The organism is Streptomyces sp. NPDC003393 (assembly GCF_053589015.1).
Genome location: NZ_JBSFRB010000016.1, coordinates 45,653 through 58,513 on the forward strand (window position 1 = coordinate 45,653; position 12,861 = coordinate 58,513).

Genomic DNA, 12,861 nt, shown 5'->3' on the forward strand with positions numbered 1-12,861 from the left:
CAGCGCTGGACCGCTTGCCGGGGCGGCGGGCCGGGCCCTTCACGGGGCCCGGCCCGCCCGTATGCCTTCGGACCGCCGCTCGTCGCCTTCCGGCGGCCCCCGTACGCCTCCCGGACGCGGCCCGTACGCCTCGGCCGCCGCCCGCCTCTCCCCGGGCCGGCGCGCGGCTGTGTTCAGGCCGCCACGCGGGCCGGAACCCAGCAGCTGATGATGTCGCGGACCGAGACGATGCCGGCCGGTTCGCCGTCGTCGAGGACGATGAGGTGGCGGAAGCCGCCGTGCGCCATGGCGCGGGCGGCCTCCTCCAGGGTCCAGGACGGGGCGGCGAACACGACGTCGGTGGTGGTGTGGGCGTGCACGGGTTCCGTGTCCGGGTTCTGGCCCAGGCCGACGGAGTTGAGGATGTCGCGTTCGGTGAGGATGCCGATGCCGCCGGCGTCGGGGTCGTGGACCACGGCCGCGCCCACCCGGCGGGCGGACATCAGGGCGGCGGCCTGTCGGAGGGTGTGGGCGGGGCCGATGGTGAGGACCACCGTGCTCATGGCGTCGCGGACGAGCATGGGATGGAGCCACCTCCTCGCGGAATCCAGTTGGTGACTGGATTCACAAGTTCACAAGTGGGGGACTCTCAGAGTCGCAGGCAAAGCGGCGGTCAACAAGAGGGCGTGCGTAGCCGGTCGGGGGGCGTGCGCGGACGACTCCCGTTCCTCAGTGGCGCCGGTTGAGATACCCCAGCAACTCGTCGTGCAGCAGCCCGTTGGACGCCGCCGCGTTCCCGCTGTGCGGGCCGGGCCGGCCGTCCAGGCCCGTGAAGGTGCCGCCCGCCTCGGTCACGATGATCGCGTTCGCGGCCATGTCCCACAGCGACAGCTCGGGTTCCGCGCACAGGTCGACCGAGCCCTCGGCGACCATCATGTACGGCCAGAAGTCGCCGTAGGCGCGGGTGCGCCAGACCTCGCGGGTCAGGTCCAGGAAACCGTTCAGGCGGCCCTGCTCCTCCCAGCCGCCGAGCGAGGAGTACGCGAAGGAGGCGTCGGCCAGCTTGGCCACGCTGGAGACCCGAAGGCGCGACGCCTGGGACAGGCTGCGGCCGGTGAAGGCCCCGTGGCCCCTGGCGGCCCACCAGCGGCGGCCGAGGGCCGGCGCGGAGACGACGCCGACGACGGGCTGGAAGCCGCCCTCGCCCGCCTCCGTCAGGGAGATCAGCGTGGCCCACACGGGCACGCCGCGCACGTAGTTCTTGGTGCCGTCGATCGGGTCGACGACCCAGCGGCGCGGACCGGTGCCCTCGACGCCGTACTCCTCGCCGAGGACCGCGTCGCGCGGGCGGGCGCGCTGCAACTGGCCGCGGATCAGTTCCTCCGCCGCCTTGTCCGCTTCGCTGACCGGGGTCATGTCCGGCTTGGTCTCGACCTTCAGGTCGAGGGCCTTGAAGCGGTCCATGGTGGCGGCGTCGGCGGCGTCCGCGAGAACGTGGGCCAGGCGCAGGTCGTCAAGGTAGTCCGGCATGTAGGGAACGGTATCGGCCCGGGGCGACACCGGGCCACAGGGGGCGCGGACGGCGGGGCCGGGGTCACGGTGTGTCGCTCGAAGGGCTCACATGCCCCCGGGCACCCTTGACAGTGCCGCGGGGCGCGTCAAATCTGTGCGCAGAGTCGCTCGCCCCCGGGAGGCGATGATGCCTGCAGCGCGGGAGTCCCTGCTGGACGCCGCTTACACGGCGCTGGCGCGTCGGCCGTGGTCCGCGGTACGGATGGTGGACGTGGCCGCGGCGGCCGGGGTGTCCCGGCAGACGCTGTACAACGAGTTCGGCAGCAAGGACGGACTCGCGCGGGCGCTCGTCAGGAGAGAGGCGGACGGCTATCTCGCCGGCGTGGACCGCGCCCTGGCCGGACACACCGACCCGTCCGAGCGGCTCACCGCCGCCGCCGAGTGGACCGTGGCGGCGGCTCGCCAGAACGCGCTGGTGAAGGCCATGCTCACGGGATGCTGGAGCGAGCGGTTGCCCTGGCCGACGCTGTCGGCGGTGCCCTCGACCTCTCCCGTCCCGGCGCAGCGCAGGGCGGACGGTCCGCTGCCGTCGCCGGGCGAGTTGCTGGGACACGTCCGCGACCGTGCCGTGGCCGCCCTGGCCGCCTCGGTCCCGTCCGGCACGGACGTGACCGAGCTGGCGAGGGTCTGCGAGCTGGCGATCCGCCTCGCCCTGTCCTGTGTGGCGGTGCCCCCCGGCGAGGGAGGCGTGGCCGCCCTGGTGCGCGAGACCCTGCGCCGCCACCAGTTCGTCTGAGCCACCGGCCGCCGGGCCGTACGGACAGGACCCGGTTCGGGCCCGTGCCCGGCCCTCAGTGGGCCGAGCCCGACAGCTGCAGGCCGATCACGCCGATGATGACGAAGCTGATCGACACGATCTTCAGTGTGGACACCAGGTCGCCGAGGAAGACCATGCCGTAGATGGCGGTGCCCGCCGCGCCGATACCGGTCCACACCGCGTACGCGGGGCCGACGTCGAGCTTGCGCAGGGACAGGGTGAGCAGGCCGAAGCTGCCGAGCGCGAAGCAGGCGAAGGCGATGGTCGGCCAGAGCCTGGTGAAACCGTGCGACAGCTTCAGACACACCGCGAAGCCGGTCTCGAGCAGTCCCGCGACGATGACCAGCAGCCACGCCATGTGCCGTCCTCCCGTAGGTCCTTGCTCCGTGACCGCTCCGGCTCGCTGCGATTATGCACGTGCCGGACCGTGGCGGACACAAACTACGCCAAGGTGAGCACGCGGCGTCAGTCGCCTTCCCTACGCTCCCGGGTGGCCAGCAGCCGGCGCAGCGAGTAGAGCCGGGCCGGGTCCGCGTGCCCCTCCTCGACCCACGCGTCCAGCCCGCAGTCCGGCTCGTCGTGGCTGCACGCGCGCGGGCAGCCCTCCGTGCCGGGTCCCAGGTCGGGGAAGGCGTGGATGACCCGGGAGGGATCGATGTGGGCGAGTCCGAAGGACCTGACGCCCGGGGTGTCGACGACCCAGCCGTCCCCGCCGGTCAACGGCAGGGCGAGCGCCGAGGTGGTGGTGTGCCGGCCGCGGCCCGTCACCACGTTGACGTGTCCCGTCAGCCGGCGCCTGTCCTCCGGGACGAGCGCGTTGACCAGCGTCGTCTTGCCGACGCCGGAGTGACCGACGAACGCGGTGATCTTGCCGTCCAGATGCTCGCGCACCCGGTCCGCCGCGTCCCCGTTCTCCAGCTCCTCACGGCTGGTGACGACATGGGGGATGTCCAGCGCCCCGTACAGCTCCAGGAGCTTGTCCGGCGGGGCCAGGTCCGACTTGGTCATGACCAGCAGCGGGTCCAGACCACCGTCGAACGCCGCCACCAGGCAGCGGTCGATCAGCCGTGGGCGCGGCTCGGGGTCGGCGAGCGCGGTGACGATGGCCAGCTGGTCGGCGTTGGCCACGACCACGCGCTCGTACGGGTCGTCGTCGTCCGCGGTGCGGCGCAGCAACGAGCTCCGCTCCTCGATGCGGACGATGCGGGCGAGCGTGTCCTTGGCGCCGGACAGGTCCCCGACCAGGGCCACCCGGTCGCCCACGACGGCGGCCTTGCGGCCCAGTTCGCGGGCCTTCATCGCCATGACCGTGCGGCCGTCGACGAGGCAGGTCAGCCGCCCGCGGTCCACGGTGAGCACCATGCCCTCGGCGGCGTCCTCGTGCTTGGGCCGGATGTTCGTACGCGGTCGTGTGCCTCGGCGACCGGGCCGGGTCCGGATGTCGTCCTCGTCGGTGTGCTTGCCGTAGCGGCGCATCGCGTGGTCCTCGCGCCCCTACGCCCCGAGCATCCCGGCCCACAACTCGGGGAAGTCCGGAAGGGTCTTCGCCGTCGTCGCCACGTTCTCGATCTGCACGCCCTCGACCGCCAGGCCGATGACCGCGCCGGCCGTCGCCATGCGGTGGTCCTCGTAGGTGTGGAAGATTCCGCCGTGCAGCCGGCGCGGGCGGATGTGCAGGCCGTCGGCGGTCTCGGTGACATCGCCGCCGAGCTCGTTGATCTCCTTGGTCAGCGCGGCCAGCCGGTCGGTCTCGTGCAGCCGCAGATGGGCCACGCCCCGCAGCGTCGAGGGGGAGTCCGCCAGCGCGGCGACCGCGGCGATACCCGGGGTCAGCTCGCCGACCTCGCCCAGGTCCACGTCGATCCCGTGGATCGACCCCGAGCCGGTGAACACCAGGCCGAAGTCGGTCAGCTCGCAGGAACCGCCCATCTCGGTGAAGATCTCGCGCAGCCGGTCACCCGGCTGGGTGGTCCGCTCCGGCCAGTCCGGAACGACCACCTTGCCCCCGGTCACCAGCGCCGCCGCCAGGAACGGCTGGGCGTTGGACAGGTCCGGCTCCACGGTCAGGTCCCGGCCGAGCAGCGCGCCCGGCGTGACCCGCCACACGTTCGGCTCGCCGCCCGACTCCGGAGTGTCGACCTGGGCGCCCACCGCGCGCAGCATGTCGACCGTCATCCGGATGTGCGGCATCGACGGCAGCGTCGAGCCGGTGTGCCGGACCTCGACGCCCTGGTTGAAGCGCGGGCCGGACAGCAGCAGGGCGCTGACGAACTGGGACGAGGAAGAGGCGTCGATCTCGACCGGGCCGCCGTCCAGCGCACCGCTGCCGTGCACGGTCATCGGCAAAGCGCCCCGGCCGTCGTCGTCGATGCGGGCACCGAGCGCGCGCAGCGCGTCGATCACGCCGTGCAGCGGACGCTCGTACGAACGAGGGTCGCCGTCGAAGCGCACCGGGCCGTCGGCCAGCGCCGCGACCGGCGGCAGGAAGCGCATCACCGTGCCCGCGTTGCCGACGTCGACCGTGGCCGGGCCGTGCAGCCCCGCGGGGATCACCCGCCAGGCCTCGCCCGAGGCCCCCGCGCCCGACGCGGAGGACACCGTCTCCTCGATGCCCACGCCCATCTCCCGCAGGGCCCCGGCCATCAGCAGCGTGTCGCGGGAGCGCAGCGGGCGGCGCAGCCAGCCCGGCTCCGAGGCGAGGGCGGCGAGCACCAGCGCGCGGTTGGTGACCGACTTGGACCCGGGCACGTGGACCGTCGCTTCGACGGCTCCGCTCGCGTGCGGGGCGGGCCAGAGGGCGGTGTCTGCGGGGTTCGGGGCCATGGACCCACTCTATAAGGAGGCGCTTCGACAGGCCGTCCTACGGGTGCGGCCCGGCCGGGGGCGGGCACGCCGGGCGGCGCGGCCGTACCCCACGCCGTACGCGTACGTCGCGCCTCGCACCTCCCGGAGCCGTGCGCCCACCGCACCTCCCGGAGTCGTACGCCCCTCCGGCCCGGAGCGCGCCCGTAGCCACGGCCCGCTCACACCCCCAGCAGCCAGCGGCCGCCGCCCATCAGCGAGCACAGCGACACCGCGTGGAACAGGAACAGCCACAGGCCCGCCGGTACGTGCGTCAGCCGGGACAGCTGGTCCGCGTCCGAGTCCCCGGCACCGCCACGGGACCGCTTAGCCTGGAGCTCGAAGGCCGGCCGCACCCCGCCCAGCAGCAGGAACCACACCACCGCGTACGCGAACGCCGCCTGCACCTGGGGCCCGGTCAGCCACGACACCAGCAGGAACAAACCGCCCGTGACCAGCACGGTCAGCGCCCCGTACGCGTTGCGGATCATCACCAGCACCGCCACCAGCAGCGCCGTGGCCACCCACAACAGCAGCGTGATCCGCCCGGCGGCGAGCAGGGCCGCGCCGCCCAGGCCCAGCAACGGGGGAGCGGTGTAGCCGGCGGCCGCGGTGAGGATCATGCCGGCGCCGTACGGCTTGCCGCGGCTCACGGTCAGTCCGCTGGTGTCGGAGTGCAGCCGTATACCGGTCAGGGTGCGGCCGCTCAACAGGGCCACCAGGCCGTGGCCGCCCTCGTGGGCGATGGTGATGGCGTTGCGGGAGACGCGCCACAGGGTGTGCGGGACGACGACGCCGAGCGCGGCGACCGCGGTGGCGATCACCACCCACAGGTCCGGGTCGGGCTGGGTGCCCACGAGCCGGTCCCAGAGACCGGGCAGCGCGGTCGAGGCGAGGCTGTCCATGTGTTCCGGTGGCTCCTGTGCTCGCGGTTCGGAAGGGGCGGCGCGAAGCGCCTCGTTCAGGGGTGGTGGTCGGGGGACGGGCGGGCCTGGCAGTGTTGCACGTATGTGCGGACGGTATGCGGCAAGTCGCGGAGCCGAGGATCTCGCGGGAATCTTCGAGATCGAGAAGTGGGAGCCGGAGGAGACGCTTGAGCCCGACTACAACGTGGCCCCGACCAAGGAGGTCCATGTCGTCCTGGACCGCCCTGTGAGGGACGCCGGGGACAAGCGTCCGGTTCGGCAGCTGCGGAAGCTGAAGTGGGGTCTGGTGCCCTCCTGGGCGAAGTCCCCCGAGGGCGCCGCCCGCATGATCAACGCGCGGGCGGAGACCGTGCACGAGAAGCCCTCGTACCGGCGCGCCTTCGCCGTCCGGCGCTGCATCGTGCCCGCCGACGGCTACTACGAGTGGGTCACCGGCACCCAGGAGCGGGAGCTGGAGGTGGAGGGCAGGCGCAAGCGGCCGCGCAAGCAGCCGTACTTCGTCACCCCGGCGGACGGCTCGGTGTTCGCGATGGCGGGGCTGTACGAGTTCTGGCGGGACCGCACGCTGCCCGACGACCATCCGCTGGCCTGGTGGGCGACCTGCTCGGTGATCACCACGGAGGCGGAGCGCACCCCGCTGGCGGTGGCCCCGGCTGACGGCCCGCGCTCACTGGCCGACATCCACCCCCGGATGCCGCTCCTGCTCACACCCGACCGCTGGGACGCCTGGCTGGACCCGGCCCGCACGGAGGTGGACGACCTGCGCGCCCTCCTCGCCCCGCCGCCCGCCGGCCTGATGCGCGCCTATCCCGTGTCCACCGCCGTGAGCAACGTCCGCAACAACGGGCCGGAGCTGCTGAAGGAGCTGCCCGCACCCGAAGAGGGCACACTCTTCTGACATGACTCCGCAGACGGTCGGTACCCCGGAGACGGTCACCACGGACGCGGGTGATGCCCGCATCACCTGGCACAGAGCGAGGAAGCCCGCCATGGTCCTCGCCGTCGGCCATGGCGCCGGGGGCGGCATCGAGGCGCGGGACCTGCGGGCCCTGGCCGAGGTGCTGCCCGGCCGCGGGGTGAGCGTGGCCCTGGTGGAGCAGCCCTGGCGCGTCGCCGGGAAGAAGGTCGCGCCCGCGCCGAAGACCCTGGACGTGGGCTGGCGGGGTGTGTGGCCCGCGCTCGCCGCACCGGGGCTGCCCGTCGTCTCCGGCGGCCGCAGCGCGGGGGCGCGGGTCGCCTGCCGCACCGCCGTCGAACTGGGCGCCCACGCCGTGCTGGCGCTGAGCTTCCCGCTGCACCCGCCCGGCAAGCCGGAGAAGTCGCGCGCCGACGAGCTGCTCGGTGCCGGGGCGCCGACGCTGGTCGTGCAGGGCGGGAACGACCCGTTCGGGAAGCCGGCGGAGTTCCCCGAGGGTTCCTACGGGCTGGTCGAGGTGCCGTACGGGGACCACGGCTTCGCCGTGCCCAAACGCGCGGAGATCAGTCAGGAGCGGGCGCTGGAGATCGTCACGGACGGCGTCGTGGAGTGGATCGCGTCACTCGGGTGATCCCGGGAATGCCGGGTGGCGGGTCACTGTTAAGGGCTAAAGAAGTGCTGATGCCTCGGCACCGACGTCCCAGGAGAGGAAGTCCGCCGCATGGGTTCGACCATCTGCCCTCCCGCGTCCCGCAGCCATCCCCTGGACGGGCCGCACCCGGCAGAGTCCGATTCCAGCCGCAGCCGCGCTGACCTGGACTGGTCCGTGCTGCACGCGGCCAAGACCGCTCCCATTCGAGCGGCGGGAGGCACAGGTCGTCGTCTATCCTCCGAATCGAGTGGGACCGGTTTCGGTCCCGCGCCATCGTTTGAGGAGGTGGGTCCGGTTCCCGGGACCGACGCAGGGAACGACAACGGCCAGGCGGAGCTGCCCGAGGGCCTGAGCACGGGCGTGGACGCGTCCGCGGAGTCGACCGCCGAGCGCAGCGCGCGCTTCGAGCGGGACGCGCTGGAATTCCTCGACCAGATGTACTCGGCCGCCCTGCGCATGACGCGCAACCCGGCCGATGCGGAGGACCTGGTGCAGGAGACCTACGCCAAGGCGTACGCCTCCTTCCACCAGTTCCGTGAGGGCACCAACCTCAAGGCGTGGCTGTACCGGATCCTGACCAACACCTTCATCAACTCCTACCGCAAGAAGCAGCGTGAGCCGCAGCGCTCCGCCGCGGAGGAGATCGAGGACTGGCAGCTCGCCCGCGCCGAGTCGCACATGTCGACGGGTCTGCGCTCCGCGGAGTCGCAGGCGCTCGACCACCTGCCCGACTCGGACGTGAAGGAAGCGCTCCAGGCCATCCCCGAGGAGTTCCGTATCGCCGTGTATCTCGCGGACGTAGAGGGCTTTGCGTACAAGGAGATCGCGGACATCATGGGGACACCCATCGGTACGGTGATGTCCCGGCTGCACCGGGGCCGCCGTCAGCTGCGTGGCATGCTCGAGGACTACGCCCGCGATCGCGGACTGGTCCCGGCCGGTGCCGGAGAGTCGAACGAAGCGAAAGGCTCGGGCTCATGAGCTGCGGAGAGCCGCACGAGACGGACTGCAGTGAGGTACTCGACCATCTGTACGAGTTCCTGGACCGTGAGATGCCGGACGTCGATCGCACCAAGTTCGAGCAGCACTTCGAGGAGTGCTCGCCGTGTCTGGAGAAGTACGGCCTGGAGCAGGCCGTGAAGAAGCTGGTCAAGCGGTGCTGCGGGCATGACGACGTACCCGCCGACCTGCGCGCCAAGGTCATGGGACGGCTCGAGCTGATCCGCTCCGGCCAGACCGTCTCCGAGCGCGACGTGACCGAGGAGCCGGTCACCTTCCAGGAGCCCTGACCGGCCCACGTACGACGAAGGCCTGCTCCCCGCGGGGCAGGCCGTTCGTCACCCGTACGTGCTAATCCGCGGGTTATCGGCCCACGGACGTCCCTCCGTGCCCCCTAGTCTCCCAGCCGTGGGCAGGCAGGACCGGCGCGACGGGGGAGGGACGGCATGGAGGCGGTTCCACCGCGCGCACGTGCATACGTCGTCTGCGTCGCCGTCGGCGCCCTGGTCTGCCTGCTGCCGGTGCTGGCGCCGGCCACGGCGCCGCCGCTGGTCCCGGTGCCGGTGGTGACGCACGCGTCCTGGTGGGTCGTCGGCCTGCTGGCCGCCGTGTACACCTGCTGCAAGCACCTGGCCCGCCGGAGCTCCGCCGGGCCCTTCTACCCCGTGCTGCTGGCCGCGGCCTTTCTGCTGCCGCCGTCCGCCGCCGCGCTGGTCCCGCTGCCCGGCGCACTGCTGGCCGCGGCCGGGCAGCGGCCCGAGTCGCTGCGCCGCGTCTGGCGGGCGGCCCAACTCGCGCTCGCCGTGTGGATGGCGTCCGCGGTGCACGGGAGACTGGGCGGCCCGGGCGCCGTCGCCGACCCCGACTTCCCGTACGCCCTGGTCCCGGCCGGTGCCGCGGTGGTGGCGTTCTGCGGAGTGCTGACCGCGCTGGACGGAGGGGTCCGGGCGCTGGCGACGGCATCGCCCGCCCCGCCGGGCCGACGGGGACTGTTCACCCGCTCCCTGGCGCCGATCGCCGTCCACGGCCTCGCCGGCCTGATGATGGCCGTGCTCTGGCGCAGCCCGTACGGGCCGGTGGCCGCCCTCCTGGTGCTGCTGCCGATGTGCGTGTCCTGGTGGGCGTACGCGCAGTACCACCGGGAACGGGCCGCCCACCAGGCGACGATCCGGGCGCTGGTGCAGGCCGTCGACATCAAGGACGGCTACACGCGCGGCCACAGCGAGCGGGTCGGACACGCCTCCATGATGATCGCCCGCGAACTCGGCATGGACGACGATCGCGTCGAGGTGCTGCGCTTCGCCGGCATCCTGCACGACGTGGGCAAGCTGGGTGTGCCCACCCGGCTGCTGCGCAAGGACGGCCCGCTGACCCCCGAGGAGCGGCGGGTGATCGAGCTGCACCCCGAGTACGGACACGAGATGGTACGCGGGATCTCCTTCCTCGGCGAGGCACGCTCGGCGATCCTGCACCACCACGAACGCCTGGACGGCAGCGGGTACCCCTACGGGCTGAGCGGCGGCCAGATCCCGGAGTGCGCGCGGGTGGTGGCCGTCGCCGACGCCTTCGACGCGATGACGTCCACCCGTTCCTACCGCAGGGCCCGGCCGGTGGCCACGGCGCTGCGGGAACTGGAGCGCTGCGCGGGCGCCCAGTTCGACCCGCGCATGGTCACGGCCCTGGTGCGGGCCCTGGACCGAAACGGCTGGCACCCCGCGGTCACGGCGGAGGACGGCGCGCCGCCGCCTCCGCCCGGGGACGGTACGCCGTCGCCTCGGTCCGGACACGGCGCGCCACGCGCCCCGGGCAGGCACCGCGCCCCCCGTGCCCCGGCCGGGCCGGTCCGCGGGCGTGAGGAGACGCGCGGGTGAACCGGCCGTGGCCGTTGGTGCTGATCCGCGGCTCCGCCCTCGCCGTCGGCCTGCTGTCGCTCGCCGTCACGGTGTGGACCGGTCTCGAGGAGCGCGGGACGGCGCTCGCGTTCGGTGTGCTCGTGCTGGTGGGGGAGCTGGCCCGGTGGTCGGGCGGCCAGGCCCGGGAGGCCGCGCCGCTGGGCGCCGCGGGCGCGCTGTCGTACGCCCTGCTGGGGGAGAACGCAGGGCGGCCCAGCCATCACGGCGCCCTCCAGGCCGTCGCCGTGGTGCTCGCTGCCTGTCTGCTGGCCGGCGTGCCGCACATCGCCCGTGGGCGGGGATCGACCCTCGACCACCTGTCCCGGCGGATCCTCACCGTTTTCTTCGCCGCGGTCTGCTTCCAACCGCTGTACGGCCAAGGCGTCTTCCGGGGCTGGGTGGGCCCGGCGTACGCCCTGCTGCTGCTCGCGCTCCTGGCGCTCACCGCCCTGTGCGGGGCCGTGCTCGCCGCCGTGCCCGCCCACTGCCGCACGGGGTGGCCGTTCGGCCCGCTGCTCCGGGAGGAGCTGCGGGGTCTGCTCGGGATCGGGTCGGCGGTGTGCGCGACGGGCGCGGTGATGGCCCTCGCGGTCGCCGTCGCCGGGTTGTGGGCGCTGCCCGTCTTCTCGCTGCCGCTGCTGCTCACCCAGCTGTCCTTCCGGCGGTACGCGGCCGTGCGGGACACCTACCGGCAGACCATCGCCTCGCTGGCCCGGGCCACCGAGGTGGCCGGGTACACCCCGGCCGGGCACGCCCGCCGGGTCGCCGCGCTCAGCGTGGCCGTGGGGAGGGACCTGGGGCTGACCGAACCGGAGCTGACCGTGCTGGAGCATGCCGCGCTCATGCACGACATCGGGCAGCTCAGCCTGGTCGACCCGATGCCCGCGGGGGCGACGGCCGGCCTGCCCGTCGCCGAGCAGCGGCGCATCGCGCTGCTCGGCGGGGCCGTGGTCCGCCAGACCGGGGTCTCCCAGGAGGTGGCGGTGGTGGTGGAGCGGCAGGCCGACCCCTGCCGGGAGCAGCCGCTGCCCGCCCGGATCGTGCGGGCCGTGAACGCCTACGACGAGAAGGCGCGCGACGCCGGACCCGGCGGACCGCTCAGGGCACTGGAGGAGCTGCGGCTGGCCACGGCCGGCGACTACGCGCCCGAGGTGGTCGAATCGCTGGCCCGGGTGCTGTCGCGGGACTGTCTGACGCCGCCCGCCACGGGGTAACCCATGGGTAATGAGCGCCCTTCAAGCCGTACGTGGTTGGATGCGAAGGAAAGGGAAACCGGGGGCAGGAGCCAGCCCACACAACGGAACTGGCAGGCGGGAATCGTGAGGATCTTCGGCAAGGGACGGCACCGGCCCTCCGCCTCCTGGCGGCAGGCCACCGACCGCGCGTTCACCCTGATCGGCGACGGCCGGTACGAGGACGCGGGCGCGCTGCTGACGCGCGCGGCCGACCTGGAGCCCTGGCTGTCGGAGTCCTGGTTCAACCTCGCCCTGCTGCACAAGTTCCGGCACGACTGGGAGCAGGCCAGGACGGCCGGGCTGCGGGCCGTGGCCCTGTTGGAGAAGGAGTCCGGCGCGCCGGACTGGTGGAACGTCGGGATCGCCGCCACCGCCCTGCAGGACTGGCCGCTGGCCCGGCGCGCCTGGCAGGCCTACGGCCTGAAGGTGCCCGGCGGGGCGGCCGCCGCCGGGGAACCGGTGGGCATGGAGCTGGGCAGCGCGGCCGTGCGGCTGTCGCCGGAGGGCGAGGCCGAGGTGGTCTGGGGCCGCCGGCTGGACCCCGCCCGGATCGAGGTGCTGTCCATCCCGCTGCCCTCCTCCGGGCGGCGCTGGGGCGAGGTCGTACTGCACGACGGGGTGCCGCACGGCGAGCGGACCACCGCGGCCGGGCACAGCTACCCGGTCTTCGACGAGATCGAGCTGTGGGCGCCCTCGCCCGTGCCCACCTGGGTGGTCCTGTTGGAGGCGGCCACCGAGGCCGACCGGGACGCCCTGGAGCAGCTCGCCGCCGACGCTGGCTTCGCCGCCGAGGACTGGTCCTCGTCGGTGCGGCTGCTGTGCCGGACCTGCTCGGAGTCGCGGATGCCGTCCGACGAGGGCGACGGCGTGCACCTGGACCCCCACGACCACAGCGAGCCGGGGCACCCCGGGCCGCTGGGCCACCGCACCGACGGACAGCTGTGGGTGCCCGAGCGCGAGTGCGGGTTGGCCGCACCGGCGGCCCTCGTCCGGGGGCTGCTGGACGGGTGGGTCGCGGACAGCCCGGACTCCCGGGACTGGCGGGACCTGGAAGAGGTCTGCTGACCCCCGTCCGCCGCCGGTGTCCCGACG

Annotated in this window: 14 protein-coding genes; 8 read left to right on the forward strand and 6 right to left on the reverse strand. The window is 73.4% G+C overall.

Going from position 1 to position 12,861, the window contains the following annotated elements; all coding sequences use genetic code 11:
• Nucleotides 1–173 precede the first annotated feature (173 nt).
• Complete coding sequence (locus tag ACWDUZ_RS17750) at nucleotides 174–560, reverse strand: CBS domain-containing protein (RefSeq protein ID WP_358866976.1); 387 nt, start codon at nucleotides 558–560, stop codon at nucleotides 174–176.
• 148 nt (nucleotides 561–708) lie between these two features.
• Entirely contained in the window at nucleotides 709–1,509 is an 801-nt protein-coding gene (gene hisN, locus ACWDUZ_RS17755; protein ID WP_451632730.1) for a histidinol-phosphatase, read from the reverse strand.
• Between the two features lie 166 nt (nucleotides 1,510–1,675).
• On the opposite strand from hisN, the gene ACWDUZ_RS17760 reads away from it, so the two are divergent.
• Nucleotides 1,676–2,287 carry a TetR/AcrR family transcriptional regulator gene (locus tag ACWDUZ_RS17760; RefSeq protein WP_451632731.1) on the forward strand — a complete coding sequence of 204 codons (612 nt, stop codon included), beginning with the start codon at nucleotides 1,676–1,678 and terminating at the stop codon, nucleotides 2,285–2,287.
• A gap of 55 nt (nucleotides 2,288–2,342) precedes the next feature.
• On the opposite strand, the gene ACWDUZ_RS17765 is transcribed toward ACWDUZ_RS17760, so the two are convergent.
• From ACWDUZ_RS17765 to ACWDUZ_RS17780, 4 genes are all read right to left on the reverse strand, one after another.
• Nucleotides 2,343–2,666: a DMT family transporter gene (locus tag ACWDUZ_RS17765; RefSeq protein ID WP_306190532.1), complete on the reverse strand. Its 324-nt coding sequence runs from the start codon at nucleotides 2,664–2,666 to the stop codon at nucleotides 2,343–2,345.
• A 107-nt stretch (nucleotides 2,667–2,773) separates the two neighbouring features.
• Nucleotides 2,774–3,784: a ribosome small subunit-dependent GTPase A gene (gene rsgA / locus ACWDUZ_RS17770; protein WP_451632732.1), complete on the reverse strand. Its 1,011-nt coding sequence runs from the start codon at nucleotides 3,782–3,784 to the stop codon at nucleotides 2,774–2,776.
• An 18-nt stretch (nucleotides 3,785–3,802) separates the two neighbouring features.
• Nucleotides 3,803–5,131 (reverse strand): 3-phosphoshikimate 1-carboxyvinyltransferase, encoded by a 1,329-nt coding sequence (aroA, locus tag ACWDUZ_RS17775; protein ID WP_451632733.1) that lies wholly within the window; start codon nucleotides 5,129–5,131, stop codon nucleotides 3,803–3,805.
• Between the two features lie 200 nt (nucleotides 5,132–5,331).
• Nucleotides 5,332–6,054: a M50 family metallopeptidase gene (locus ACWDUZ_RS17780; RefSeq protein ID WP_451632734.1), complete on the reverse strand. Its 723-nt coding sequence runs from the start codon at nucleotides 6,052–6,054 to the stop codon at nucleotides 5,332–5,334.
• A 103-nt stretch (nucleotides 6,055–6,157) separates the two neighbouring features.
• On the opposite strand from ACWDUZ_RS17780, the gene ACWDUZ_RS17785 reads away from it, so the two are divergent.
• From ACWDUZ_RS17785 to ACWDUZ_RS17815, 7 genes are all read left to right on the forward strand, one after another.
• A complete protein-coding gene (locus ACWDUZ_RS17785; RefSeq protein WP_451632735.1) occupies nucleotides 6,158–6,973 on the forward strand; it encodes an SOS response-associated peptidase in 816 nt (271 codons plus the stop codon).
• A 1-nt stretch (nucleotide 6,974) separates the two neighbouring features.
• On the forward strand, nucleotides 6,975–7,622 hold the full coding sequence (locus ACWDUZ_RS17790) for an alpha/beta hydrolase family protein (RefSeq protein ID WP_451632736.1): 648 nt from the start codon (nucleotides 6,975–6,977) through the stop codon (nucleotides 7,620–7,622).
• A gap of 306 nt (nucleotides 7,623–7,928) precedes the next feature.
• Complete coding sequence (gene sigR, locus ACWDUZ_RS17795; protein WP_451632737.1) at nucleotides 7,929–8,624, forward strand: RNA polymerase sigma factor SigR; 696 nt, start codon at nucleotides 7,929–7,931, stop codon at nucleotides 8,622–8,624.
• On the forward strand, nucleotides 8,621–8,932 hold the full coding sequence (gene rsrA, locus ACWDUZ_RS17800; protein ID WP_451632738.1) for a mycothiol system anti-sigma-R factor: 312 nt from the start codon (nucleotides 8,621–8,623) through the stop codon (nucleotides 8,930–8,932). The genes sigR and rsrA overlap by 4 nt, the downstream gene beginning before the upstream one ends.
• Before the next feature lie 156 nt (nucleotides 8,933–9,088).
• On the forward strand, nucleotides 9,089–10,513 hold the full coding sequence (locus tag ACWDUZ_RS17805) for an HD-GYP domain-containing protein (RefSeq protein WP_451632739.1): 1,425 nt from the start codon (nucleotides 9,089–9,091) through the stop codon (nucleotides 10,511–10,513).
• Complete coding sequence (locus ACWDUZ_RS17810; protein ID WP_451632740.1) at nucleotides 10,510–11,748, forward strand: HD-GYP domain-containing protein; 1,239 nt, start codon at nucleotides 10,510–10,512, stop codon at nucleotides 11,746–11,748. The genes ACWDUZ_RS17805 and ACWDUZ_RS17810 overlap by 4 nt, the downstream gene beginning before the upstream one ends.
• A gap of 105 nt (nucleotides 11,749–11,853) precedes the next feature.
• The gene (locus ACWDUZ_RS17815; RefSeq protein ID WP_451632741.1) at nucleotides 11,854–12,834 is read left to right on the forward strand and encodes a tetratricopeptide repeat protein; all 981 of its coding nucleotides are present in this window, start codon (nucleotides 11,854–11,856) and stop codon (nucleotides 12,832–12,834) included.
• Nucleotides 12,835–12,861 lie beyond the last annotated feature (27 nt).

What these genes read in the sequence shown, in the direction of transcription:
- ACWDUZ_RS17785 (WP_451632735.1), top strand. Translation starts at nt 6,158, where the DNA reads ATGTGCGGACGGTATGCGGCAAGTCGCGGAGCCGAGGATCTCGCGGGA.
- ACWDUZ_RS17750 (WP_358866976.1), bottom strand. Translation starts at nt 560, where the DNA reads ATGCTCGTCCGCGACGCCATGAGCACGGTGGTCCTCACCATCGGCCCC.
- rsgA (WP_451632732.1), bottom strand. Translation starts at nt 3,784, where the DNA reads ATGCGCCGCTACGGCAAGCACACCGACGAGGACGACATCCGGACCCGG.
- ACWDUZ_RS17790 (WP_451632736.1), top strand. Translation starts at nt 6,975, where the DNA reads ATGACTCCGCAGACGGTCGGTACCCCGGAGACGGTCACCACGGACGCG.
- hisN (WP_451632730.1), bottom strand. Translation starts at nt 1,509, where the DNA reads ATGCCGGACTACCTTGACGACCTGCGCCTGGCCCACGTTCTCGCGGAC.
- ACWDUZ_RS17765 (WP_306190532.1), bottom strand. Translation starts at nt 2,666, where the DNA reads ATGGCGTGGCTGCTGGTCATCGTCGCGGGACTGCTCGAGACCGGCTTC.
- ACWDUZ_RS17780 (WP_451632734.1), bottom strand. Translation starts at nt 6,054, where the DNA reads ATGGACAGCCTCGCCTCGACCGCGCTGCCCGGTCTCTGGGACCGGCTC.
- ACWDUZ_RS17760 (WP_451632731.1), top strand. Translation starts at nt 1,676, where the DNA reads ATGATGCCTGCAGCGCGGGAGTCCCTGCTGGACGCCGCTTACACGGCG.
- ACWDUZ_RS17805 (WP_451632739.1), top strand. Translation starts at nt 9,089, where the DNA reads ATGGAGGCGGTTCCACCGCGCGCACGTGCATACGTCGTCTGCGTCGCC.
- aroA (WP_451632733.1), bottom strand. Translation starts at nt 5,131, where the DNA reads ATGGCCCCGAACCCCGCAGACACCGCCCTCTGGCCCGCCCCGCACGCG.
- rsrA (WP_451632738.1), top strand. Translation starts at nt 8,621, where the DNA reads ATGAGCTGCGGAGAGCCGCACGAGACGGACTGCAGTGAGGTACTCGAC.